Genomic DNA, 22,622 nt, shown 5'->3' with positions numbered 1-22,622 from the left:
GTGATTCTCCTTCGGCGGCGGAGCAGAACCGGGTTAGGCGCGCGGCGAGGTGGTGCTCTCGCGCCGGGTGAGGCGGGGCCCGAGCAACCGGACCTCCGGGGTGGTGTGGCCGGCGAGCCGGCGCATGGTCATTTCGACGGCCTGGGTGCCGACCTCCTCGGCCGGGATGGCCACGTTGGTCAGCGAGACGACGTGCTGCTCGGCCATGCTGTCCGGGCACACGGCGATGACCGAGATGTCCTCGGGCACCCGCAGGCCGCGGTGGCGCAGGTCCGACAGCAGCCCGGGCAGCACGGCCTCGTTGTGCACGACCAGGCCGGTCAGGCCGGGTTCGGCGGCGAGCAGCTCGTCGAGGCAGGCGCTCACCGCCTCGTAGGAGTGGGCGCACGCGTGGGAAGCCGCGCGCAGGTCACGGCTCTTCGCGGCTTCGTCGAAGCCGCGCAGGAACCGTGTCGCGTAGCTCGTGCCGCGCCGGTAGACGGCCGGTGACGGGCCGATCAGCGCGATCGAGCGGTGGCCGAGCTCGGCCAGGTGCGCGACGCACGCGGAGGCCGCCGCGGTGAAGTCGAGGTCGACGCAGCTGAGCCCGGCCGGGTGGTCGGGCACGCCGATGAGCACCACCGGCAGGTCGAGCGCCAGCAGCATCGGCACCCGCGGGTCGGCGGTTTCGACGTCCATCACCATCAGCGCGTCGGCGATGGCGGAGGACGCCACCCGCTGCAGCGCGGCGGGCCCTTCGTCCTTGGTGAGCAGCAGCAGGTCGTGGTCGTGCGCGCGGGCCGCGGTGACCGCCGAGGCGACGAACTCCATCACGACGGCGACGTTGAGGTCCGTGCGCAGCGGCACGACCAGCGCGAGCACGTTGGTCTTGCTGCTGGCCAGGGCCCGCGCCCCGGCGTGCGGGTGGTAGCCGAGCTTGCGGATGCTGTCCTCGACCAGGCGCCGGGTCTTCGGCGAGATCGAGCGCTTGCCGCTGATCACGTACGACACCGTGCTGGGCGCGACCCCGGCCGCGTTTGCGACGTCGTTGATCGTGACCACGGGCGGCCTCCTGGGTGCGGGGAGGAGAAGGACGGGGAGTGCGGTGTCGAAGCGCATCGACGATGGCACGAAGGTAAGTGACACCCGCCCGAAACACAAGCATCATTTGCCGTTCGCCCGCGTTCGACGATTATTCGACAACCGGCCTCGCGATCGAATTCATCGAAAGCGCCTGCTGACCGTTCTTGTCGCAGCTCAGAGCCGGGTTCGCCGTGTCCGGCCGAGCGGCCTGGGAGCCTTCCCGGGCACTCTTGACCTGTTGCTCACCCGGCTGTAATAGTCGTCGCGTTCCCCGCCGTTCGACGCGAATGTTCCGCGCCACGCCGTCGAAACGATTCGACGATTCGGAGGCCGTCCGTGCGCTTGTCCCTCTTCCGCCGTGCCCTTGTCCCGGCGGTGGCCGCGACCCTGTTGCTGGCTCCGTCGCCGGCACTCGCGGCGCCGCCGCCACCCTTCCGCGATCCGTCGCTGCCGCTGGCCGCGCGGATCGACGACCTGCTTTCCCGGTTGACCGCGGACGAGAAGGTCTCGCTGCTGCACCAGTACCAACCAGCCATCCCGCGGCTCGGCATCGGGGTCTTCAAGACCGGTACCGAAGCCCTGCACGGGGTGGCCTGGTCGACCGACTACGACAACAAGGGTGCCGTCGTCAAAGCCGACGGCACCGTGTTCCCGCAGGCCATCGGCCTGGCCACCACCTGGGACCCGGCCCTGGTGAAGCAGGTGGGCGCGGCGGTCGGGCAGGAAGCGCGCGGCTTCAACGCCCGCAACCCGACGCTGTGGGGCCTCAACCTGTGGGCCCCGGTGGTGAACCTGCTGCGCGACCCGCGGTGGGGCCGCAACGAGGAGGGCTACTCCGAAGACCCCTACCTCACCGGCGAGCTCGCGGTGGCCTACGGCCGCGGCATGCAGGGTGACGACCCGCGGTACCTGCAGGCCGCGCCGACGCTGAAGCACTTCCTCGCCTACAACAACGAGGTCAACCGCGACACCACCAGTTCCTCGGTGCCGCCGAAGATCCTGCACGACTACGACGAGCAGGCGTTCAAGATCCCGCTGCAGGCGGGCGCGGCCAACGCCGTGATGCCGTCGTACAACCTGGTCAACGGCCGGCCCAGCCACGTGAGCCCGGACCTCGACGACGCGCTGCGGAAGTGGGCGCCGCAGGACATCGCCGTCGTCAGCGACGCCGGTGCGCCGTCCAACCTGGTCAACTCGGAGAAGTACTACCCGACCAAGGCCGAGGGGAACGCGGCGGCGATCAAGGCGGGGCTCGACAGCTTCACCGACAACGACACCGACGGCTCGATCACGACCAATGCGGTCAAGGAGGCGCTGAGCAAGGGCCTGCTGACGATGGCCGACGTCGAGAACGCCGACCGGCACCTGCTGTCGCTGCGGTTCCGGCTCGGCGAGTTCGACCCGCCGGGCCGCAACCCCTACGCGAAGATCACCCCGGCCGTCATCAACTCACCGGCGCACCAGGCGCTGGCGCGCAAGACCGCCGTCGAGCAGATGGTGCTGCTGCGCAACAACGGCAACGCGCTGCCGCTGGACGCCGCGCGGAACAAGAAGATCGCGGTCGTCGGCCCGCTCTCGAACACGCTGTACGAAGACTGGTACGCCGGCGCGATGCAGTACAAGGTCACGCCGGTGCAGGGCATCAAGGAGCGCCTCGGCTCGGCGGGCACCGTCGCGTCTTCGGAAGGCGTCGACCGGATCGCGCTGAAGGACCTGTCCACCGGCCGGTACCTGACGGCGCCGGCCACCACCGGCAAGGTGATCGCGGGCGGGACTGCCGCGGGCACCGCCGAGTCCTTCGACGTCTACGACTGGGGCGCGGGCAAGAACACGCTGCGCGCGGCCGCGAACGGCAAGTTCCTCAGCTACTCCGGCGGGGCGCTGGTGAACGACGTCGACCAGCCGGCCGGCTGGTTCGTGCAGCAGCAGCTGAAGCTCGACGCCCAGCCCGACGGCAGCTACGTGCTCGAGTACGCGGGCAACGAGGCGAACGAACCGTGGTTCGGCCCGAACAAGTTCGCCGTCGTCGGCGCCGACGGGACACTGACGTTCTCCGCCCCGGACGCCGCGCACGCGACCAAGTTCGGCCGTGACGTCCTGACCAGCGGTGTCGGCAGCGCCGTCGCCGCCGCCAAGGACGCGGACACCGCCGTCGTCGTGGTCGGCAGCATGCCGTTCATCAACGGCCGGGAGGCCAACGACCGCACGAGCACCGAGCTCGCCCCGGCGCAGCGCGCGCTGATCGAGGCGGTGCAGAAGGCGAACCCGCACACCGTCGTCGTGGTGGAGAACAGCTACCCGACGACCGGCTGGGACACGCTGTCCGTGCCCGGCATCCTGTGGACCAGCCACGCCGGGCAGGAAACCGGGCACGCGGTCGCCGACGTGCTCTTCGGCGACAAGGACCCGGGCGGGCGGCTGACCCAGACCTGGTACGCCTCCGACGCGGGGCTGCCGAGCATCCTGGACTACGACATCTCCAAGACCGGGCTGACCTACCAGTACTACCGCGGGAAGCCGCTGTTCCCGTTCGGCTACGGGCTCAGCTACACCGGTTTCCGCTACGACAACGTCCGCACGTCCCAGGCCGGCGGGAAGGTCCGGGTGAGCGTCGACGTGACGAACACCGGCGCCCGCGCGGGCAGCGACGTCGTCCAGCTCTATTCGAAGAACTCCGGCGTGCAGAAGTTGCGGGACTTCTCGAAGGTGACCCTGGCGCCGAAGCAGACCCGCACTGTGCGGTTCGAGGTGCCCGTGGCCGACCTGGCGTCCTGGGACGTCTCGCGGGAGCGGTCCGTGGTGGCGGCGGGGGTCTACGAGTTCTCGGTGGGCCGCAACGCCACCGAGCTTTCGGCACCGCAGCGGGTCTACGTGCCGGGCGAGCGGGCCCTGCCGCGCGACCTGACCCGTCCGACGCAGGCCCAGAACTTCGATGACTACTCCGGCGCGACGTTGACGGACACGTCGAAGGTTTCGGGTACTTCGGTCGCGGGCGTGGCCGGGAGCTGGGTGGCGTACCGCAATGTGGCCTTGACCGGCCCGGCGCGGTTCTCGGCCTCGGTGTCCGCGACGGCGTCAGCGCAGATCACGGTCCGCCTCGATTCGCCGACCGGCCGCGTGCTCGGCACGGTGCCGGTGGCTTCGACCGGCGACCGGTACGCGTACACGACGGTGACCGCGGCCCTGGCCAAGGTCACCGGACGGCACGACGTCTACCTGACGTTCGACGGCCCGGTGAACCTGGCGACGTTCTCGCTGCGGTGATCAGGGTTTCCGGCCGACGCCCGCGTACGGGAGGGAGTTGATCGACGGGTCGTCGGACATGTCGCCGGCCCCCTCGGGGTGCCACATCGCGCAGCCGACCAGGCCCGGTTCGACGAGGTCGAAACCCTCGAAGAACCGGAGCACCTGGTCGTGCGTGCGCGGGAACGGCTGGTTCTGCTGGTTCTGGCCGGTCTTGTACACCTCGACCGCCTCGTCGAGGCGCTCCGACCCGGAGTCCGCGGCGACGTGCGTGACGGCCAGGAAACTGCCCGGGGCGAGCCGGTCGCGGTAGCGGGCCAGGATGCCGGCCGGGTCCCACGAATCCGGCACGAAGTGCAGCAACAGCAACATGAACACGCCGGTCGGCTGGCCGGGATCGAGCAGCCGGCGCGCCGGCTCCGAGTCGAAGATGTCGTTGACGTCGCGCAGGTCGGCCTGGAGCACCGCGCAGTTGTCGTTGCCCTGCAGCAGCAGTTCGCTGTGCGCGACCGCCACCGGCTCGCGGTCGACGTACAGCACCCGGCACGCCGGGTCGGCCTGCTGGACGATCTCGTGCAGGTTGCCGACGGTCGGGATGCCGGACCCGACGTCGAGGAACTGCCGGACCCCGGCGCCGGCCATGTACCGGGCGGCGCGGCGCAGGAAGGCGCGGTTGAGCCGGGCCGCGTCGCGGACGCCGGGCATGATCTTGAGGATTTGCTCCCCGAGCGCCCGGTCGGCGGCGAAGTTGTGGTCCCCGTCGAGCCAGAAGTCGTACACCCGGGCCGGGTTCGGCACCGTGGTGTCGACCTCCGGCGGTACCCAGCTCGGCTCTGCGGTCACGGGACCTCCCACCCTCGCGGACGCTGCGGGGGCGCAGCTTAGCGCCCTCATCCGTTCGTGTGGACTCGCGTCCGGTGTGCCCGGGGCCCGGCTAGGGTGACCCGGTCACGAGGAGACGAGGCCATGACGAACGCGCGTCCCGTTCCCGGCCGGCGGCCCCTGCTCGGGCACACGGTGCCCCTGCTGCGCGACCCGCTCAAGTTCTTCACTTCCCTTCCCGCGCACGGAGATGTCGTCAAAATCCACCTCGGCCCGCTCCCGGTGCACGTGGTCACCACCCCGGAGCTGGCCTGGCAGGTGCTGGCCACCGACGCCGGCAAGTTCGACAAGGGCCTGGTCTTCGACAAGATGCGCCCGCTCTTCGGCGACGGGCTGGCCACCTCGAACGGCGAACTCAACCGCCGCCAGCGCCGGCTGGTGATGCCCGCCTTCGGCCGCACGCGGATCGCGGGCTACGCCGAAACCACCATGACGAAACTGGCCGGCGAGCTGGTGGATTCGTGGCGCCCGGGCGAGGTCGTCGAGTTCGACCGGCGGATGCAGGACCTGGTGCTGACCATCGCCGGGCAGACGCTGTTCTCCACCGCCCTCGGCGCCGAAGCACTGGCGGAGATCCGGCACTCGATCCCGATCATGCTCAAGTACGTGCTGATCCGGGCGTTCTCGCCGAAGTTCGTCGAGAAGCTGCCGATCCCGCCGAACCGGCGGTTCGACGCCGCGGCCGCACGCCTGCGCGAGGTGATCGGCGAGACCGTCGTCGCGGCCCGCGAAGACGGCGCCGACCACGGCGACCTGCTCTCGATGCTGCTGCTGGCCCGCGACGAGGACACCGGCGAGGGCATGTCCGACCGCCAGGTGCACGACGAGGTCATCACGATCCTGACCACCGGTGCCGAGACCACCGCCGTCGCGCTGGCCTGGTTCTTCCACGAGCTCGGGCAGCACCCGGGAGTCGAACGGCGGTTCCACGCCGAAGTCGACGAGGTCCTCGGCGGACGGCCCGCGCGCTTCGAGGACCTGCCGAAGCTCGGTTACACCCTGCAGATCGTCGACGAGATCGTCCGCCGCACCCCACCGCTGATCCTGATGCGCCGCGCCCGGGAGGACGTCGAACTCGGCGGGGTGGCCATCCCGGCCGGCAGCGAGGTCGCGGTCAGCCAGCACACCCTGCACCGCGATCCGCGCTGGTTCCCCGACCCGGACCGGTTCGACCCGGACCGCTGGACGCCCGGCCGCACCGCGGAACTGCCGAGGGGGGCGTACATCCCGTTCGGCGCGGGGCCCCGGCTGTGCCCGGGGCACGTGTTCGCGCCGACGGAGATCGGCATCGTGGCCGCGACCATCGGCGCGCGGTGGCGCCTGGTTCCGGTGCCGGGCAAGAAGGTGTACGCGCAGATCAAGGCCACCATGCAGCCGAACCGGCTGCCGATGACCGTGGTGCCCCGCCGGACCTGACGGTGCCGGATCCACTACCGGGTGTAGTGTTCCGGGGTCCTTCAGCTGGCTTCTTCCGGAAGGGGAGTGCGGTTTGAGACGGCCGCTCAAGCTGACGTCGGCGTTGTTCGCCTGCGGTGTCCTGTTCGCGTCGCTGACCACGGCGGTGCCCGCCGCGGCCGCCGCGATTTCGTGCCGTGACACGGATCTGCCCGTCACCGGGCCCGGCCTGCCACCGCTGGTGCCGGGGGCGCCGTCGATCGTGCACGGACGGTTGTGCCTGCCCGCCGGAGAGGCGCCGGACACCGTCCAGCTGCTCGTGCACGGCGGCACGTACAACAGCGCGTACTGGGACCTGCCCCACGAGCCGCAGCGCTACTCCTACCAGCGGGACATGGCCGCGCACGGTTACGCGACCTTCGCCGCCGACCAATTCGGCGCCGGGCGCAGCAGCCGGCCGCTGAGCCTGCCGCTGTCGGTCTGGGCGGCGGCCGAGTCGATGCACGAGGTGGTCGGCCACCTGCGGGCCGGGCGGGTGGGCGGGGTGCCGTTCGCGAAGGTGGTCATCGTCGGGCACTCGGTCGGGTCGGGGATCGTCGCGGTGGAGGCGTCGACCTACCACGACGTCGACGGCGTGGTGCTGACCGGCATCACGCACCTGCCCGCGCTGCCCGTGCTCGCCCTCGGTGCGGCGCTCGGCCTGCAGCCCGCGCTGCTCGACAGCCGGCTGTCCAACCTCGGCAGCGACCCGCTGTACTTCACGACGAAGCCGGGAGCACGCGCCGGGCTGTTCTACGCCGCGGGCAACGCCGACCCCGCCGTGATCGCGGCCGACGAGGCGACGAAGGACCAGGTTTCGGTGCCCGGGATGGGCACCGTCGCGTTGTTCGGCATCGTGTTGCCCGCGACGTGGGGAATCACGGCACCGGTTTTCCAGGTGGTCGGGGAAAAGGACGTCCTTTTCTGCGGGCTGCTCGCGCTGCGCGACTGTTCCGACGTCGCGGTGCTGCGGGCACAGGAAGCGCCCTATTACGCCGACCCGTCGAAGTTGTCGATGTACGTGCTGCCGCGGGCAGGCCATTCCGTGGCGTTGCACGAAAATGCGAACGAATACCGCAATGCCACCCGTTCGTGGTTGCAGGACCGCCTCGGGATCGCTCCACAGGGTTACCACTCGATCGGACGAAACTGAATCCGTGCGTGTCGCACAATTCCGGGCCAAGATAGATCGATTGACCCGAACGGTGTGCACTGAACCCTTGGACTGCCTGAGGTGACCGCTCCCCACCCCCGCGGCGATGCCCCGCGGAAGAAGCCGTCCGCCGATCTCGCGGCGAGGCGGCTGGGCGCGCTCGCCCGCAAATGGGGCTACCTGATCAGCTCGACGGCCTACCTGCCGCACCCGCCCGACGAAATCGAGCGCGAGCTGGCCGGCCTCGCCGGGCGGCTGTTCGCGGCGGTGGCGAGCGATCCGCCGGACCTCGAGGCGGCCGCGAGCGCGGGCGGGCGGCTCGTCGAGCTGCGGTGCGTCGGACCCGACAGCCTGCGCCGGAGCCTGGAGGTGCTGGGCAAGGGGCTGGTGCGCGAACCGGAACTGCGTGACGTCGACCGGCTGGCCGAGCGGGTCGTGCTGGTGCTCGGCGCCCTCAGTTCCGGGTACGGCGAGATGCTGCGCGAGGACATCCAGAAGCGGCAGGAGGGCCTGAGCCGTGCGCTGCTGAAGGTCGAGCAGGAGACGCGGCAGAAGCAGGTCATCACCCGCGCGCAGTTCGAGGAGGTGTTCGCCGGCTCGGCCAGCGGCGTCGCGCTCACCGAGCTGGACGGCCGGGTGCTGCGGGCGAACGCGGCGCTGGCCAAGACGCTCCACCGCACGCCGGCGGAGATCGCCGCGATGTCCCTGTTCGACCTGATCCACCCCGAGGACGTCGAGCAGCTGCGGGAAAGCTACCGCGAGCTGGTGGCCGGCCGGCTGCACCGGCTGCGCGCCGGGCGCCGCCTGGTCGGCAAGGACGGCGAGCCGATGTGGGCGACGTTCGCCGCGTCGGTGATCCGGGACGCGGTCGGCGCGCCCCGGCAGCTGCTCACGATCGTCGACGACGACACCGAGGTGTCGCTGCTGCAGCGGCGGCTGAGTCACCAGGCCCTGCACGACGTCCTCACCGGGCTGCCGAACCGGCAGTTCTTCAGCACCCGCCTGGAAACCCTGCTGCGCGACGCGGACCCGGCCCGCGGGGTCACGCTGTTCCACCTGGACCTCGACGGCTTCTCGCAGATCAACGGCGGGCTCGGCCAAGAGCTCGGCGACCGCGTGCTGCGCGGTGTCGCGGCGAAGCTGAAGACGGTGTTCGACACGGAGAAGGCCCTCGTGGCCCGCCTCGGCGGTGACGAGTTCGGCGTGCTGGTGCAGAACACGTCGGACACCCCGGGCGTGGTGACGCTCGTCCGCCGGATCACCCGCGAGCTCGCCGAAGCGGAGTACGTCGACGGGCAGCGCGGGGTCGCGGTGTCGGCCGCCATCGGCGTCGTCCACCGGCCGCCGCGCGACAGCACGCCCGCGGAGCTGCTGCATGCGTCGGACCTGACGCTGCGGCGCGCCCAGCGGGCGGGCAACCAGTGGGGCCTGTTCGACCGCGAGCTGGACCGGCGCGACCGGCACGACTTCGGCCTGGCCGCGTCGATGGCGGGCGCGTGGGAGAACGGCGAGATCGACGCCCGCTACCGCGCGCTGGTGTCCGCGACGACCGGAGTGGTCGAAGGTGTCGAGGCGCGCCTGAGCTGGAACCACCCGGCCGAAGGCGTGCTGCCGCACGAGACGTGCGTGCGGCTGGCCGCGGAGACCGGGCTGGCGCTGCCGCTGGGCACGTGGCTGCTGCGCACGGCGGCCGAGCGGCTGGCGGCGGCGGGGATCGGGGTGCCGCTGGTCGTCGAGCTGACGGCGCAGCAGGCCGCGGACCCGGAGCTGGTCGGCGAGATCCGCCGCGTCCTGAACGACACCGGCCTGACGCCCGAAGGCCTGCGTCCCGGCTTCCCGGCCGCGGCTCTGACCGCGGCGACCGGGGACGTGGCGGACAACTACAAGGTGCTGGGCGAGATCGGCGTCCGGATGGAGGTCCACGGCCTCGCCGATGTCACCTGCCTGACGGAGTTCCCGGTCCACGCGGTCCGGATCGCGGCGAACCTGGCCGCCAAGCGGGACCACCCGCTGGTGACCGGACCGCTGTCGGCGCTGGTCGACGCGGCGCACGCGGCCGGGGCTTCGGTGTCGGTCGCCGGGGTGCGGACGCCCGACGAGGCCGCGTGGTGGCAGGACCGGGGCGCGGACCTGCTGTCGGGCCCGGTGTTCCCGGACCTGCCGGGCGGCTTGCCCGGCTGGTGAATCAGATCCGCACGAGCACCTCGTCGAGCGGATTGCGCCGCAGGTCCGGCACGACGCAGTCGTCGGCCGGGTAGCCGACCGGCAGCACCGCGAACGCCTTTTCGTTGCGGGGACGGCCGAGCAACTCGCCGAGGAACCGCATCGGCGACGGCGTGTGGGGCAGCGTCGCGAGGCCCGCCTCCTCCGCCTCGGCGGCTTCGCGGATCCGGCGGCGCACCGCCGGATCGGCAACGAGGACGAACGTCCACGGCTCCTGGTGCGCCCCGCTCGGGGCGGTGGAGGCCACCGCGATGGCGTCGAGCACCGCGCGTTCGGGCACCGGGTCGGGGGAGAACATGCGCACCGAGCGCCGGGCTTCCACCCGCCGGCGCAACGCGGCGGGGACACGGGCGCCGCAGCAGGCCCGAACGTACGATTCGCGGTGTTATGCGTCCGTTCTACGGACAGTAAGGTCATCCTTGCCCCGGAAATTGCCCTGAATGGTCGAGGGAAACCAGGCCGTTCGGTCCTGTCGCGTGCAGTGATCTCCTCATTACCCTCCAGTAGCAGGGCAGTGGTGCTGATCACAGTCGTCCAGGAGGCCTTATGGCGTCGCGCGTCCGGGGACCCGGCTCCGAAGATCGGCGCGAACTGCGGATCAGGCACCTCACCGGCTGCCTTCCCTGCACGCTCAAATGCGCGTACTGCGGGCTGCCGGTGCGGCTCGCCGGGCCGGGCGACCACCCCGGTTACGGCGTCGTCGAAGAAGTGACCGGCGATCTCGTGCTGCTGCACCGGTTCTGCCGCAGCGCGCTCGGCCGGTGCCGGACGCGGGGGTGCGTGCTGCGACGCGCCCACCTCGGCCGCGCGACCGAGCAGTACGAAACCGGCCGGCGGCCCGGGCGCTACCAGCGCCTCGGCGTCCGGCGCTCGCCCGATCCCGATCTGTACCGGAAACACTGGCGGATCGCGAAGATGCGGTACGCGTGCAAGGCGTGCCGGTACTACACCGGCTCGCACTGAGCCGTTCCTTCAAGAACGACCGGAGGACTCGTGCTCGTTCGTCTCATCCTCGGCCTGCTCATGACCGTCGTCGGCCTCGCCGTCGCCGGCAAGCGCGTGGCCTTCCTGTACCGGCTGATCAAGGCCGGCCAGCCCGACACCAAGCGGTCCGGCGACCTCGGTGCCCGGGTCTTCGCGCAGGTGCGCGAGGTGTTCGGTCAGCGCAAGCTGCTGAAGTGGTCGGTGCCCGGCCTGGCGCACTTCTTCACGTTCTGGGGCTTCGTGATCCTCGCCTCGGTGTACCTCGAGGCGTACGGCGCGTTGTTCGACGAGAAGTTCGCCATCCCGTGGATCGGCCACTGGGCGGTGCTCGGGTTCCTGCAGGACTTCATCGCCGTCGCGGTGGTCGTCTCGCTCGGCGTCTTCACGGTCATCCGGATCCGGCAGGCGCCCGAACGCAAGGACCGCGCGTCCCGGTTCTACGGTTCGCACACCGGGGGCGCGTGGCTGATCCTGTTCATGATCTTCAACGTCGTCTGGACGATGTTCTTCTTCCGCGGCGCCTCTTCGGCGTCCGGCAACTTCCCGTACGACTCCGGCGCGTACGTCTCGCTCGGCGTCGGGAACCTCCTGGAGCCGCTCGGGCACTCGGCGACCGAGGTGCTGGAGACGGCCGGCCTGCTGCTGCACATCGGCGTCATGCTGGTGTTCCTGTCGATCGTGCTCTACTCCAAGCACCTGCACATCTTCGTGGCGCCGATCAACGTCTCGGCGAAGCGGCTGCCGGACGCGCTCGGCCCGCTGCTGCCGATGGAGTCCGCCGGCAAGCCGATCGACTTCGAGGACCCGGGCGAGGACGACACGTTCGGCCGCGGCAAGATCGGCGACTTCACGTGGAAGGGCATGCTGGACTTCACCACGTGCACCGAGTGCGGCCGCTGCCAGTCGCAGTGCCCGGCGTGGAACACCGGGAAGCCGTTGTCGCCCAAGCTCGTCATCATGAACCTGCGGGACAACCTGTTCGAGGAGGCGCCCTACATCCTCGCGGGCACCGAGCACGAGGGCGCCCGCCCGCTGGTCGGCCCGGAGGACGACGGCGGCGTCATCGACCCGGACGTGCTCTGGTCGTGCACCACCTGCGGCGCGTGCGTCGAGCAGTGCCCGGTCGACATCGAGCACGTCGACCACATCGTCGACATGCGCCGCTACCAGGTGATGATCGAGTCGGCGTTCCCGACCGAGCTCGGCGGGCTGTTCAAGAACCTGGAGACCAAGGGCAACCCGTGGGGCCAGAACAACGCGGAGCGCCTCGCCTGGACCAAGGACCTCGGCTTCGACGTCCCGGTGTTCGACGGCGAGCTGGCCGAGGACGTCGAGTACGTCTACTGGGTCGGCTGCGCGGGCGCCTTCGACGACCAGGCGCGCAAAACCGTCCGCGCCACGGCCGAGCTCCTGCACATCGCCGGGGTCAAGTACGTGGTGCTGGGCAAGGAGGAGTCCTGCACCGGTGACCCGGCCCGCCGCGCGGGCAACGAGTTCCTCTTCCAGATGATGGCGCAGCAGACGGCCGAGACGCTCAACGCCGTGTTCGAGGGCCGCGAGCCGCGGCTGCGCAAGATCGTCACGACCTGCCCGCACTGCCTGAACACCCTCGGCCGCGAGTACCCGGACCTGGACGGGCACTACGAGGTCGTCCACCACACGCAGCTGCTCAACCGCCTGGTCCGCGGCGGGCAGCTGACCCCGGTGAAGCCGGTCGAAGACGGCCCGAAGGTCACCTACCACGACCCCTGCTACCTCGGGCGCCACAACAAGGTCTACACACCACCGCGCGAGCTGGTCGGCGCGACGGGCGCTTCGCTGGCCGAGATGCCCCGGCACGCGGACCGCGCCCTCTGCTGCGGCGCCGGCGGCGCCCGCATGTGGATGGAGGAGCAGATCGGCAAGCGCATCAACCTGGAACGGGTGGACGAGGCGATCGCCACGGACGCGGAAACGATCGTGACGGGCTGCCCGTTCTGCCGCGTGATGCTGACCGACGGCCTGGTCCAGCGCCAGAGCGAGCAGAAGGCGGAGAACGTGGACGTGCGCGACGTCGCCCAGCTGCTGCTGGAACGGGTGAAGGCAGCGGACACCGCAGCGCCGAAGGTCTGAACAGGTTCACCCGTTCGCCCTATATCGCCGGCCCGTCGCACGGCTCTTCCTTGAAAGAGAGCCGTGCGGCGGGAGGAGTGCCGATGGGCGGGGCGAGGATCGAGACGCTCGGCGGGTCCGGCGCGCGCCTGGCGGTGCGCCGGGGCTCGTGGCTGGTGGGGCGCGGGCCCGACGCGGACCTGCGGCTGCAGTCGGACCAGGTTTCGCTGCGGCACGCCTGGATCCGCCAGGACGCGCGCGGCACCTGGGTGGCCGACGCCGGGTCGCGCAACGGGACCTGGGTCAACGGGCGGCGGCTGGGGGCGCGGCAGGACCACCCGCTCCGCCACGGCGACCGGCTGGAGTTCGGGCCCGTCGCCGCCGTCTACTCCGATGGTGAGGGCGGCACGCCGCAGACCCGGACCTGGCAGCGTTCTTCGTCCGGTGGGGTCTCGTTCGGCGATGTTTCGGCCGGGACGATCAACAACGCCGGGCGCGATGTCAACAACCGCTACGACAACCGCCAGCACCACCAGTACGACCTCACCACGCCGGAAGGCGAGGCGCTCTCGCTGATGGCGACCGGGAAGGGGCTCGGCCGGCCGATCATGTTCCTCGGGATGCTCATGAGCCTCGTCGGGTTCGGGCTGTTCGCGTCGGGGATCTTCCGGTTCATCAAGGCGGGCGCGGACGCGATGGCGGCGGATTCGTTCGCCGCGCCGCCGTCGCCGCTCGGCCCGGAGGTCTTCGGCGGGGTGCCGCTGGGCGCGGTCGGCTTCGCGCTGTTCGCGCTGGGCGGCGTGGTGTCGTCGATCGGGCTGGTCATGGCCAAGGCGGCGCGCGAGCGGCGCCGGAACGGGAGGCGCTAGATGGACGGCATCCACTTCCACGGCGAAGTTCGCGCCGGGACGGTCAACAACGCCGTCCACGGCGACATCAACACCGTCCACGGTGGACACCAGGAGATCCACCGCGGGTTCGACGCGCGGCAGGTCGCCTCGTTGGTGCGGGCGGTCCGCGGCGAACTCGACGCGGCCCGGCTGCCGCCGGCGACGAAGGACGCCGTGCACGACGCCCTCGACGAGGTCGACCGGGACGTCGTGCACGGCGGAGCGGACGCGGGGGCGAAGGTCCGGCGGGCCCGGGACCTGCTCCGGGACGCCGGCGGCCTCGCGACCGCCGGCGCCGGGCTGTGGACCGCGGTGCGCGCGCTCGCCGCCGCGGCCGGCGTCCCGTTCTAACCGTCCACAGTAGACTTGGATACTGTGGACGGTGTCGCGGGTGCCGCGCCGCCCAGCTGCGCGGTCGGCACCCGGTAGGTTTCGCGGGCCGTCGCCGCGGCGAGCGCCGCCACCACGCACACCGCCGCGGTGAAGATCGCGACGCCGAGCCAGTCGTCCTTGCCGGAGCCGATCGCCGCCACGACGCTGGGGGCGAACCCCGCGACCGCGAAGCCGATCTGGGTGCCGATCGCCATGCCGGACAGCCGGACCCGGGCGCTGAACATCTCGCCGTACAGCGACGGCCAGACCCCGTTCACGCCCGAGTACGCCAGCCCGAACAGCACGATGCCGAGCACGAACAACAGCGTGTACGAGCCGATCGAGATCGACCACAGGTACGGGAAGATCAGCACACCGCAGGCCAGGCAGCCGGTGATGAACACCGGTTTGCGCCCGACGCGGTCGGCGAGCCCGGCCAGCAGCGGGATCGCCGCCAGCGCGACGACGTTCGCCAGCACGCCGACCCAGAGCATCGGGGTGCGCGCCAGGCCGATCGTGTTGACCGCGTAGCTCAGCGCGTAGACGGTGAAGATCGTGCTCACCGAGGCGATCGTCGCCGCGACCACCACCCGCAGGACGTCGGCCCAGTGGTGCCGGAACAGCAGCGCGACCGGCAGTTTCGCGACCTCGGTGGATTCGAACACCGGGGTCTCGTCGAGCTTGCGCCGGATCACGAAGCCGGCGACCACGACGAGCGCGCTGCCCCAGAACGGCAGCCGCCAGCCCCACGTCAGCAGGTCTTCCGGGGGGAGTGCCGCGACGGGGAGGAAGATCGCGGTGGCCAGGATCTGCCCGGCCTGCGTGCCGCTCAAGGTGAAGCTGGTGAAGTAGGCGCGCCGGTGCTCCGGTGCGTGTTCCAGCGACATCGAGTTCGCGCCCGCCTGCTCGCCGGCCGCGGACAGCCCCTGCAGCAGCCGGAGCACGACCAGCAGGATCGGCGCGAGGACGCCGATGCTCGCGTACGTCGGCAGGCAGCCGACGCAGAACGTCGCGAAACCCATGAGCAGCAAGGTGAAGACGAGGACGCGCTTGCGGCCGAACCGGTCGCCGACGTGGCCGAGGACGAACGCGCCGACCGGCCGGGCGAGGTAGCCGACGCCGAAGGTGCCCAGGGCCAGCAGGGTGCCGGTGGCGGGGGAGGAGGCGGGGAAGAACACCTTGCCGAACACGAGCGCGGCGGCGGTGCCGTAGATGAAGAAGTCGTAGTACTCGAGCGCGCTGCCGATCCAGGCGGCCAGCGCTGCCTTGCGGGGCATCGATCCGGTCACGGGAACGATCTCCTGACGTCCGTGCTTCGTTGCGCAGACTGTGGTGCTCAAGACTGCTGCCGAAGAGGGTGGCGGAAGCAATGTACGGTCTAGTTAGTTAATAGAGAGTGCGAGACCGGGGCGCGGGTGTCAAGAGATCCTTTTTGGCGGCCGGAGCGCCGGGCAGAGCGGGGGCTCAGCGCGCGGTCAGGTAGTCGATCAGCAAGTCGCCGAGCATCGTGCGGTAGTGCTCCCGCCGGGCCGGGTCCAGCATGTCGCGGCCGAAGATCGCCTGGAAGGTGTGCCGGTTCGCCAGCCGGAACACGCAGAACGAGCTGATGAGCATGTGGATGTCGAGCGCGTCGGCGTCCGTCCGGAACAGGCCGGCCTTCCGGCCCCGCTCGAGGATCCGCGTGATCCCGCCGAGCGCCGGGTCGGCCAGCCCGGCCAGGATCTCCGACCGCGACAGGTGTTCCGCGTGGTGGATGTTCTCGATGCTGACCAGCCGGATGAAGTCCGGGTTGGCCTCGTGGTGGTCGAAGGTCAGCGCGGCCAGCTGCCGCAGCGCGTCCTCCGGCTCGAGGTGTTCGACGTCCAGCTGTGCTTCGGACGTGCGGAGCGCGGAGTACGCCTGCTCCAGCACGGCGATGTAGAGCTGTTCCTTGCCGCCGAAGTAGTAGTAGATCATCCGCTTGGTGGTGCTGGTGCGGGCGGCGATCTCGTCGACCCGGGCGCCGGTGTAGCCCTTGTCCGCGAACTCCCGCGTGGCCACCGCGAGGATGTCGGCGCGCGTCCGTTCCTTGTCGCGCTGGCGCTCGGCCTCCGACGATGGTGCGGCCACCGGGCTCCCTCCGCTGCAGGTGGACGGCCCCACTCTAGCTCAGCCCTTCCGCCGGGGCGGACGCCGCGCTACCGTGAACGTACTAGTTCGTACATTAAGCGGGGAGGGTGTGGCGTGACCAGCTACCTGATCGGACTCGTCGGCACGGGCATCGGGCCGTCCGCCAGCCCGGCACTGCACGAACGCGAGGCCGACGAGCTCGGCCTCCGCTACGTCTACCGCCTCCTGGACCTCGACGTGCTGCGCCGCCCGGTCGCCGACGTCCTCGCCGCCACCCGGCTCGCCGGGTTCGACGGCCTCAACGTCACCCACCCGGTCAAGCAGGCGGTCGTGGCGCACCTGGACGAGCTTTCGCCGGAAGCCGCCGCGCTCGGGGCGGTCAACACCGTGGTGTTCCGAGGCGGCCGCGCGATCGGCCACAACACCGACGCGACGGGCTTCGCGCGCAGCCTCACCCGCGGCCTGCCGGACGTCCGCCGGGACGACGTCGTCCTGCTCGGCGCCGGGGGAGCGGGCGCGGCGGTCGCCCACGCGCTCCTCTCGCTCGGCACCGGGCGCCTCACCGTGCACGACGTCGACGGCGACCGGAGCGCCGGCCTGGTCGAGGCGCTGGAGCGGAAGTTCGGCCCGGGCCGGGCGGTAGCCGGCGACCTGAGCGCGCTCGAGCACGCCGACGGCCTCGTGCACGCCACCCCGACCGGGATGGCCGCCCACCCCGGCTCGCCGGTCCCGGCCGAGCTGCTGCACCCGCGGCTGTGGGTGGCCGACATCGTCTACCGCCCCCTGGAGACCGCGCTGCTGGCCGCCGCCCGCGCCCGCGGCTGCCGGGTGCTGCACGGCGGTGGCATGGTCGTGCTGCAGGCGGCCGAATCGTTCCGGTTGTTCACCGGCGCCGAGCCCGACCCGGCGCGGATGCTGCGGCACTTCGACGCACTGGACGGGGAGGCCGCCCGTGCTGCCTGAGCCGCGCACCGCGATCGCCACCGTCTGCCTGTCCGGCACCCTGGAAGACAAGCTCGCCGCGGCCGCCGCGGCCGGGTTCGACGGCGTCGAGCTGTTCGAGAACGACCTGGTGGTCTCCCCGTCGAGCCCGGCCGAGATCCGCCGCCGCTGCGCCGACCTCGGCCTGTCGATCGACCTCTACCAGCCGTTCCGCGACTTCGAAGCCGTGCCGCCGCCCGTGCACGCGGCCAACCTCCGCCGTGCGGCGCGCAAGTTCGACGTCATGGCCGAGCTCGGCGCCGACACGATCCTGGTCTGCTCGTCGGTCTCGCCGGAGGCGATCGACGACGACGAACTGGCCGCCGGGCAGCTGCACGCCTTGGCGGAGCTGGCCGCGACCCGCGGGATGCGGATCGCCTACGAAGCACTGGCGTGGGGACGGCACGTCAGCGGGTACGAGCACGCCTGGCGCATCGTCCGCCGCGCCGCGCACCCCGCGCTCGGCGTCTGCCTGGACAGCTTCCACATCCTCTCGAAGGGCCACGACCCGGCGCCGATCCGCGCGATCCCGGGCGAGAGGATCTTCTTCCTGCAGCTCGCCGACGCGCCGAAGCTGCCGATGGACGTGCTGCCGTGGAGCCGGCACCACCGGCTCTTCCCCGGCCAGGGCGACTTCGACCTGACCGCGTTCACCGGGCACGTGCTGGCCACCGGGTATCGCGGGCCGCTGTCGCTGGAGGTCTTCAACGACGTGTTCCGCCAGGCGGACCCGCGTCCCGCCGCGGTCGACGCGCTGCGGTCGCTGCTGGCGCTGAAGGAAGCCCTCGGGGTGCGGGAGCTGCCGTCCGCGCCCGCGCTGACCGGGCACGCGTTCGCCGAGGTCGTCACCGATCCCGGTGCGGGCAAGGTGCTGGCCTCGCTGGGGTTCGCGCGCACCGGCGTGCACCGCACCAAGCCGGTCGAGCTGTGGGAGCAGGGCGACGCCCGGGTGGTGGTCAACGAAGGCGGCGCGGCGCACGGTGCGGTCGGCGCGGTCGCGCTGGTCAGCACCGATCCCGGCCGCTCGGCCCGCCGGGCGGAAGCGCTGTGCGCGCCGGTCCTGCCGCGGGTGCGCGGTCCGCGCGAGGCGGACCTCGCGTCGATCGAGGCGCCGGACGGCACCCAGGTGTTCCTCTGCGGCGACGATTGGCGCGACGACTTCGTGCCGACCGGGGAAACGGCCGGCGGCACCGGGGTTTTCGGAATCGATCACGTGGCGCTCACGCAGCCCTTCGACCACTTCGAGGAGGCGGCGCTGTTCTACCGCTCGGTGTTCGGGTTGACGCCGTCGCCGGTGACGGAGTTCGCGGCGCCGTTCGGCCTGGTGCGCAGCCGCGCGGTGGTGGCGGGGGAGGTGCGGCTGACGCTGGAGGCCGCCGTGGTCCGCCGCGGCGAATGGGCGCCGGCGGTCCCCGAGCCGCAGCACGTGGCGTTCGCCTGCACGGACGCACTGGCCGCGGCCGCGGCGATGCGGGCGGCGGGCGCACCCCTGCTGGACATCCCGGGCAACTACTACGACGACCTCGAAGCCCGGCTGGACCTGCCGCCCGCGCTGCTGGCCGCGTTGAGGGAGCGTTCGGTGCTCTACGACCGCGACGCGCAAGGGGAATTCCTGCACTTCTACACCGCGCTGGCCGGGGCGCGCGTGTTCTTCGAAGTGGTGCAGCGGATCGGCGGGTACCGCGGCTTCGGCGTGGCCAACGCACCGGTGCGGATGGCGGCGCACCGCGCTCGCCGACATGCGGTCCCACCGGTGAAAACGCCGGCCTGACCACCACCGCCGCCCCGGGAAGCCTTTCCCGGGGCGGTTTTCGTCGTCGCCGGCCACTGCGGGCGCACCGGATTCCGGTTCCGCAGCCGTGCCCCGGTGTCGAAAGAAACGTCCGGGACACCTTCCTATTCGGACGACTTCCGACGCGGCTCTCCGGCTGGGGCGTAACCGTCCGGCTACTGCCCGCATGCGTTTACAACGTTCCGGCAACCGCCTTGACACCGCCTGTGGTACGTACCACTCTAACCCCAACATTGGTCTACACCATTTGGGGCGCTCGGCCGCGGTGGCCGGGCATGGAAAGGACGGCATCGAGTGAAACGCTGGCTCAAGCTGGCGGCGGGCGCCGCCGCACTCACGCTCGCGACCGCGGGCTGCGCGGGCTCCGGCGGCTCGGACACCGCGGCCTCGCCGAGCGGCAACGCACCGCTGAGCGGGACCGTCACGGTCTGGCTGATGACCGGCTCCGCGCCGACCACGCTGACCGACGCGCTCAACAAGGAGTTCGAGGCCGCGCACCCCGGGGTCAAGGTCAAGTACGAAATCCAGCAGTGGGACGGCATCCAGCAGAAGCTGACCACCGCACTGGCCAGCGGCGCGCCGCCGGACGTCATCGAGATCGGCAACACGCAGACCGCGGCGTTCGCCTCCCAGGACGGCGTGCTGACCGACCTGACCGCCGACAAGGACAGCTTCAACGGCTCGCAGTGGCTCAAGGGGCTCGCCGACTCCGGCAGCTACGACGGCAAGGTCTACGGCGTCCCGTTCTACGCGGCCAACCGCGAGGTCATCTACCGCAAGGACATGTTCGAGCAGGCCGGCATCACCAAGACGCCCGCCTCGAACGACGAGTGGATCGACGCGATCGGCAAGCTGAAGACGAAGTTCGGCTCGGACCCCGACTTCCAGGCCCTCTACATGCCGGGCCAGAACTGGTATTCGCTGCTGTCGTTCATCTGGGACAACGGCGGTGACATCGCCCAGCCCGACGGCAAGAACTTCAAGGCGACGCTGGACAGCGCCGGCGCGAAGGCGGGCCTCGAGTTCTACAAGAAGCTCGTCGACACCTCGGGCACGAAGGCGCCGAAGGACGCCGACGAGGCCAAGCCGCAGCAGGCGACCGTCTACGGCGCCGGCAAGGTGGCCATGATGATCGGCCTCCCGTGGGAGCTGGCGACGGCGGCGAAGACCGACGCGAGCCTGACCGGGAAGACCGGCGCGTTCCCGATCCCGAGCAAGACCGCCGGCCAGAGCGCCCCGGTCTTCCTGGGCGGCTCGAACCTGGCGATCCCGGCCAACAGCAAGAACGCGGCCGCGGCCAAGGAGTACGTCAAGCTGCTCTCCAGCCCGAAGTACCAGAGCCAGCTCGCCGCCGCCGGCGTCGTGCCCGGCGCGTCGACCGACCTCACCGGCCTGGACAAGGACCCGCTGGGCAGCGTGATGGCCAAGGCTTCGGCCAACGGCAAGGCCGTGCCGGCCAGCCCGAAGTGGGGTGACGTGGAGTCCGGCCAGAACCCGGTCAAGGACATGCTGACCGCGTACCTGACCGGCAAGAAGACGCTGGAACAGGCGACCGCCGACGCCAACGCAGCGCTGAACAAGCTCATCGGCGGATGACCGCGACCGCCAATGTGACGATGCCGGCGGGGGCGACCCCGCCGGCATCGCCGCGCGACACGCGGGCCGGGAAGCGCAGGCGCGGCCGGTTCGGCGACCGGGTGCTCCCGTACCTGCTCCTCCTCCCCGCGTTCGCCGCCATCCTGGTACTGCTCGCCTGGCCGCTGGTCCAGGTGCTCGCGATCAGCTTCCGCAAGCTCGACATCGGCCAGCTCGTCTCCGGCAAGACCGTCTGGATCGGGTTCGACAACTACACGAACACCCTCTCCGACCCGGAGTTCTGGACGATCACCGTCCGGACCCTGGTCTTCACCGCCGCCATCGTGGCCGCCACGATCGTCGGCGGGCTGCTGCTGGCGGTGCTCATGCGCCACCTCGGCCCGGTCGTGCGGATCATGGTGCAGGTGACGCTGGTCCTGGCGTGGGCCACGCCGGTGATCGCCACGACCACGGTGTTCCAGTGGATCTTCGACGAGCAGTACGGCATCCTCAACAAGACACTGGACCGGCTGGGTTTCCCCGGCTTCATCGGGTTCTCCTGGTTCTCCAGCGGGGCCAGCACGCTGACGGTGATCGGGCTGCTCATCGTGTGGCAGGCCGTGCCGTTCGTGACGTTCTCGCTCTACGCGGGCATCATCGGCGTCCCGCGCGAGCAGTACGAGGCCGCGGGCATCGACGGCGCCAGTGCGTGGCAGACGTTCCGCGCGGTCACCTGGCCCGCCATCCGGCCGATCACCACCATGGTGACGTTCCTGTCGGTCCTGTGGGACTTCAACGCCTTCGCCCAGATCTGGGCGATCCGCGAGGGCGGGCCCGACGGCGGGAGCACCACGCTGGCCGTCGTCCTGTACCTCAAGGGCATCGCGGGCAACCACTTCGGCGCGGCGGGCGCGATCGCGACGCTGATGCTGATCGTGCTGGCCCTCATCACCGGCCGGTACATCCAGCTGCTCGTCCGGACCCCGGAAGGTGATCTCAAGTGAGGAAATCGCTGCCGCAGCGGATCGCGCTGTCGGTCGTCGGCGTCCTGGTGGCGCTGGTGATCGTCTTCCCGACGTACTGGATGTTCGTCACGTCGATGAGGTCGCCGGGCGAGATCCTCTCGCCCAAGTACGACCTGATCCCGACGTCGTTCTCGTTCGGCAACTTCGCCACCGCGCTGGGCAAGGACAACTTCCCGACCTACCTGATGAACAGCCTGATCGTCACGGTCGGCTCGGTGCTGTGCGCGCTGGTCGCCGGGACGCTGGCGGCCATCCCGCTCTCGCGGCTGCGGTTCACCGGCCGCCGGGGCTTCCTGGTGCTGGTCATGGTGGCGCAGCTGGCCCCGGTGTCGGCGTTGTTCATCCCGCTGTTCCTGCTGATGCGGGACGCCGGGCTGCTCAACACGCTGCCGTCGCTGCTGCTGATCTACTTCGCGACCACGCTGCCGTTCACGGTCTGGATGCTCTACGGCTTCGTCAACGGGATCCCGTACGAGCTGGAGGAGGCCGCGATGATCGACGGCTGCAGCCGGACCGGTGCGTTCCGCCGGGTGACGCTGCCGCTGCTCGGGCCGGGGCTGGTCACCACCTCGGTGTTCAGCTTCATCACCGCGTGGAACGAGTACCTGTTCGCGCTGGTGTTCATCCAGGACAAGCCGAAGGAGACGCTGCCGGTGTGGCTGGCGTCGTTCCGCACCGCGTTCGCCACCGACTGGGGCGGCGTCATGGCCGCGTCGGTCATCTACGCGATCCCGGCGCTGATCTTCTTCCTGCTCGTGCAACGCAAGCTCGTGTCCGGCGTGACCGCCGGCGCGGTGAAGGGGTAG

At 70.9% G+C, this 22,622-nt stretch carries 17 protein-coding genes and 1 pseudogene; 13 read left to right on the top strand and 5 right to left on the bottom strand.

Annotated features, from left to right (window positions below; all coding sequences use genetic code 11):
- Positions 1-33 precede the first annotated feature (33 nt).
- Positions 34-1,041: a LacI family DNA-binding transcriptional regulator gene (locus ACLJQE_RS09910; RefSeq protein WP_410638841.1), complete on the bottom strand. Its 1,008-nt coding sequence runs from the start codon at positions 1,039-1,041 to the stop codon at positions 34-36.
- A 357-nt stretch (positions 1,042-1,398) separates the two neighbouring features.
- Here ACLJQE_RS09910 and ACLJQE_RS09905 point away from each other — a divergent pair, with 357 nt between their 5' ends.
- A complete protein-coding gene (locus ACLJQE_RS09905; protein ID WP_410638840.1) occupies positions 1,399-4,326 on the top strand; it encodes a glycoside hydrolase family 3 C-terminal domain-containing protein in 2,928 nt (975 codons plus the stop codon).
- Here the strand turns inward: ACLJQE_RS09905 and ACLJQE_RS09900 are convergent, their stop codons facing one another.
- Positions 4,327-5,148 (bottom strand): SAM-dependent methyltransferase, encoded by an 822-nt coding sequence (locus ACLJQE_RS09900; RefSeq protein ID WP_410638839.1) that lies wholly within the window; start codon positions 5,146-5,148, stop codon positions 4,327-4,329.
- A gap of 123 nt (positions 5,149-5,271) precedes the next feature.
- Between ACLJQE_RS09900 and ACLJQE_RS09895 the strand changes: the two genes are divergently transcribed.
- From ACLJQE_RS09895 to ACLJQE_RS09885, 3 genes are all read left to right on the top strand, one after another.
- Positions 5,272-6,603 carry a cytochrome P450 gene (locus ACLJQE_RS09895; protein WP_410638838.1) on the top strand — a complete coding sequence of 444 codons (1,332 nt, stop codon included), beginning with the start codon at positions 5,272-5,274 and terminating at the stop codon, positions 6,601-6,603.
- Positions 6,604-6,676: 73 nt separating this feature from the next.
- Complete coding sequence (locus ACLJQE_RS09890; RefSeq protein ID WP_410638837.1) at positions 6,677-7,774, top strand: alpha/beta hydrolase; 1,098 nt, start codon at positions 6,677-6,679, stop codon at positions 7,772-7,774.
- An 81-nt stretch (positions 7,775-7,855) separates the two neighbouring features.
- Entirely contained in the window at positions 7,856-9,958 is a 2,103-nt protein-coding gene (locus tag ACLJQE_RS09885) for a diguanylate cyclase domain-containing protein (RefSeq protein WP_410638836.1), read from the top strand.
- A 1-nt stretch (position 9,959) separates the two neighbouring features.
- On the opposite strand, the pseudogene ACLJQE_RS09880 reads toward ACLJQE_RS09885, so the two are convergent.
- Positions 9,960-10,337 (bottom strand): annotated as a pseudogene (locus ACLJQE_RS09880) (nitroreductase family protein); the annotation flags it as partial.
- 206 nt (positions 10,338-10,543) lie between these two features.
- Between ACLJQE_RS09880 and ACLJQE_RS09875 the strand changes: the two are divergent.
- The 4 genes from ACLJQE_RS09875 (at position 10,544) to ACLJQE_RS09860 (ending at position 14,313) form a co-directional block, all read left to right on the top strand.
- Positions 10,544-10,960, top strand: coding sequence for a hypothetical protein (locus ACLJQE_RS09875; protein ID WP_410638835.1), 417 nt, complete (start codon positions 10,544-10,546; stop codon positions 10,958-10,960).
- 30 nt (positions 10,961-10,990) lie between these two features.
- Positions 10,991-13,093, top strand: a complete 2,103-nt coding sequence (locus tag ACLJQE_RS09870) for a (Fe-S)-binding protein (RefSeq protein WP_410638834.1) — start codon at positions 10,991-10,993, stop codon at positions 13,091-13,093.
- An 83-nt stretch (positions 13,094-13,176) separates the two neighbouring features.
- Positions 13,177-13,941, top strand: coding sequence for an FHA domain-containing protein (locus tag ACLJQE_RS09865; RefSeq protein WP_410638833.1), 765 nt, complete (start codon positions 13,177-13,179; stop codon positions 13,939-13,941).
- The gene (locus tag ACLJQE_RS09860) at positions 13,942-14,313 is read left to right on the top strand and encodes a hypothetical protein (RefSeq protein WP_410638832.1); all 372 of its coding nucleotides are present in this window, start codon (positions 13,942-13,944) and stop codon (positions 14,311-14,313) included.
- Here ACLJQE_RS09860 and ACLJQE_RS09855 read toward each other — a convergent pair.
- On the bottom strand, positions 14,310-15,623 hold the full coding sequence (locus ACLJQE_RS09855; protein WP_410638831.1) for an MFS transporter: 1,314 nt from the start codon (positions 15,621-15,623) through the stop codon (positions 14,310-14,312). The two genes, ACLJQE_RS09860 and ACLJQE_RS09855, sit on opposite strands and share 4 nt — an antisense overlap.
- A gap of 175 nt (positions 15,624-15,798) precedes the next feature.
- Entirely contained in the window at positions 15,799-16,443 is a 645-nt protein-coding gene (locus tag ACLJQE_RS09850; RefSeq protein WP_410638830.1) for a TetR/AcrR family transcriptional regulator, read from the bottom strand.
- 114 nt (positions 16,444-16,557) lie between these two features.
- Here ACLJQE_RS09850 and ACLJQE_RS09845 point away from each other — a divergent pair, with 114 nt between their 5' ends.
- From ACLJQE_RS09845 to ACLJQE_RS09825, 5 genes are all read left to right on the top strand, one after another.
- On the top strand, positions 16,558-17,406 hold the full coding sequence (locus tag ACLJQE_RS09845; RefSeq protein WP_410638829.1) for a shikimate dehydrogenase: 849 nt from the start codon (positions 16,558-16,560) through the stop codon (positions 17,404-17,406).
- Entirely contained in the window at positions 17,396-19,195 is a 1,800-nt protein-coding gene (locus tag ACLJQE_RS09840) for a TIM barrel protein (RefSeq protein WP_410638828.1), read from the top strand. The genes ACLJQE_RS09845 and ACLJQE_RS09840 overlap by 11 nt, the downstream gene beginning before the upstream one ends.
- Positions 19,196-19,510: 315 nt before the next feature.
- A complete protein-coding gene (locus tag ACLJQE_RS09835) occupies positions 19,511-20,812 on the top strand; it encodes a sugar ABC transporter substrate-binding protein (protein ID WP_410638827.1) in 1,302 nt (433 codons plus the stop codon).
- Positions 20,809-21,795 carry a carbohydrate ABC transporter permease gene (locus tag ACLJQE_RS09830; RefSeq protein WP_410638826.1) on the top strand — a complete coding sequence of 329 codons (987 nt, stop codon included), beginning with the start codon at positions 20,809-20,811 and terminating at the stop codon, positions 21,793-21,795. The genes ACLJQE_RS09835 and ACLJQE_RS09830 overlap by 4 nt, the downstream gene beginning before the upstream one ends.
- Entirely contained in the window at positions 21,792-22,622 is an 831-nt protein-coding gene (locus ACLJQE_RS09825; RefSeq protein ID WP_410638825.1) for a carbohydrate ABC transporter permease, read from the top strand. Before ACLJQE_RS09830 ends, ACLJQE_RS09825 begins: the two co-directional genes overlap by 4 nt.

It is taken from the genome of Amycolatopsis sp. lyj-346 (assembly GCF_046548975.1).
Taxonomy (GTDB): Bacteria; Actinomycetota; Actinomycetes; order Mycobacteriales; family Pseudonocardiaceae; genus Amycolatopsis.
Note: the sequence above shows the minus strand (reverse complement) of the source record. Positions and strands in the feature narration are given on the sequence as shown.

Excerpts from the sequence above, each read along its gene's own strand:
- ACLJQE_RS09830 (WP_410638826.1), top strand. The coding sequence starts at position 20,809 with ATGACCGCGACCGCCAATGTGACGATGCCGGCGGGGGCGACCCCGCCG.
- ACLJQE_RS09875 (WP_410638835.1), top strand. The coding sequence starts at position 10,544 with ATGGCGTCGCGCGTCCGGGGACCCGGCTCCGAAGATCGGCGCGAACTG.
- ACLJQE_RS09860 (WP_410638832.1), top strand. The coding sequence starts at position 13,942 with ATGGACGGCATCCACTTCCACGGCGAAGTTCGCGCCGGGACGGTCAAC.
- ACLJQE_RS09895 (WP_410638838.1), top strand. The coding sequence starts at position 5,272 with ATGACGAACGCGCGTCCCGTTCCCGGCCGGCGGCCCCTGCTCGGGCAC.
- ACLJQE_RS09865 (WP_410638833.1), top strand. The coding sequence starts at position 13,177 with ATGGGCGGGGCGAGGATCGAGACGCTCGGCGGGTCCGGCGCGCGCCTG.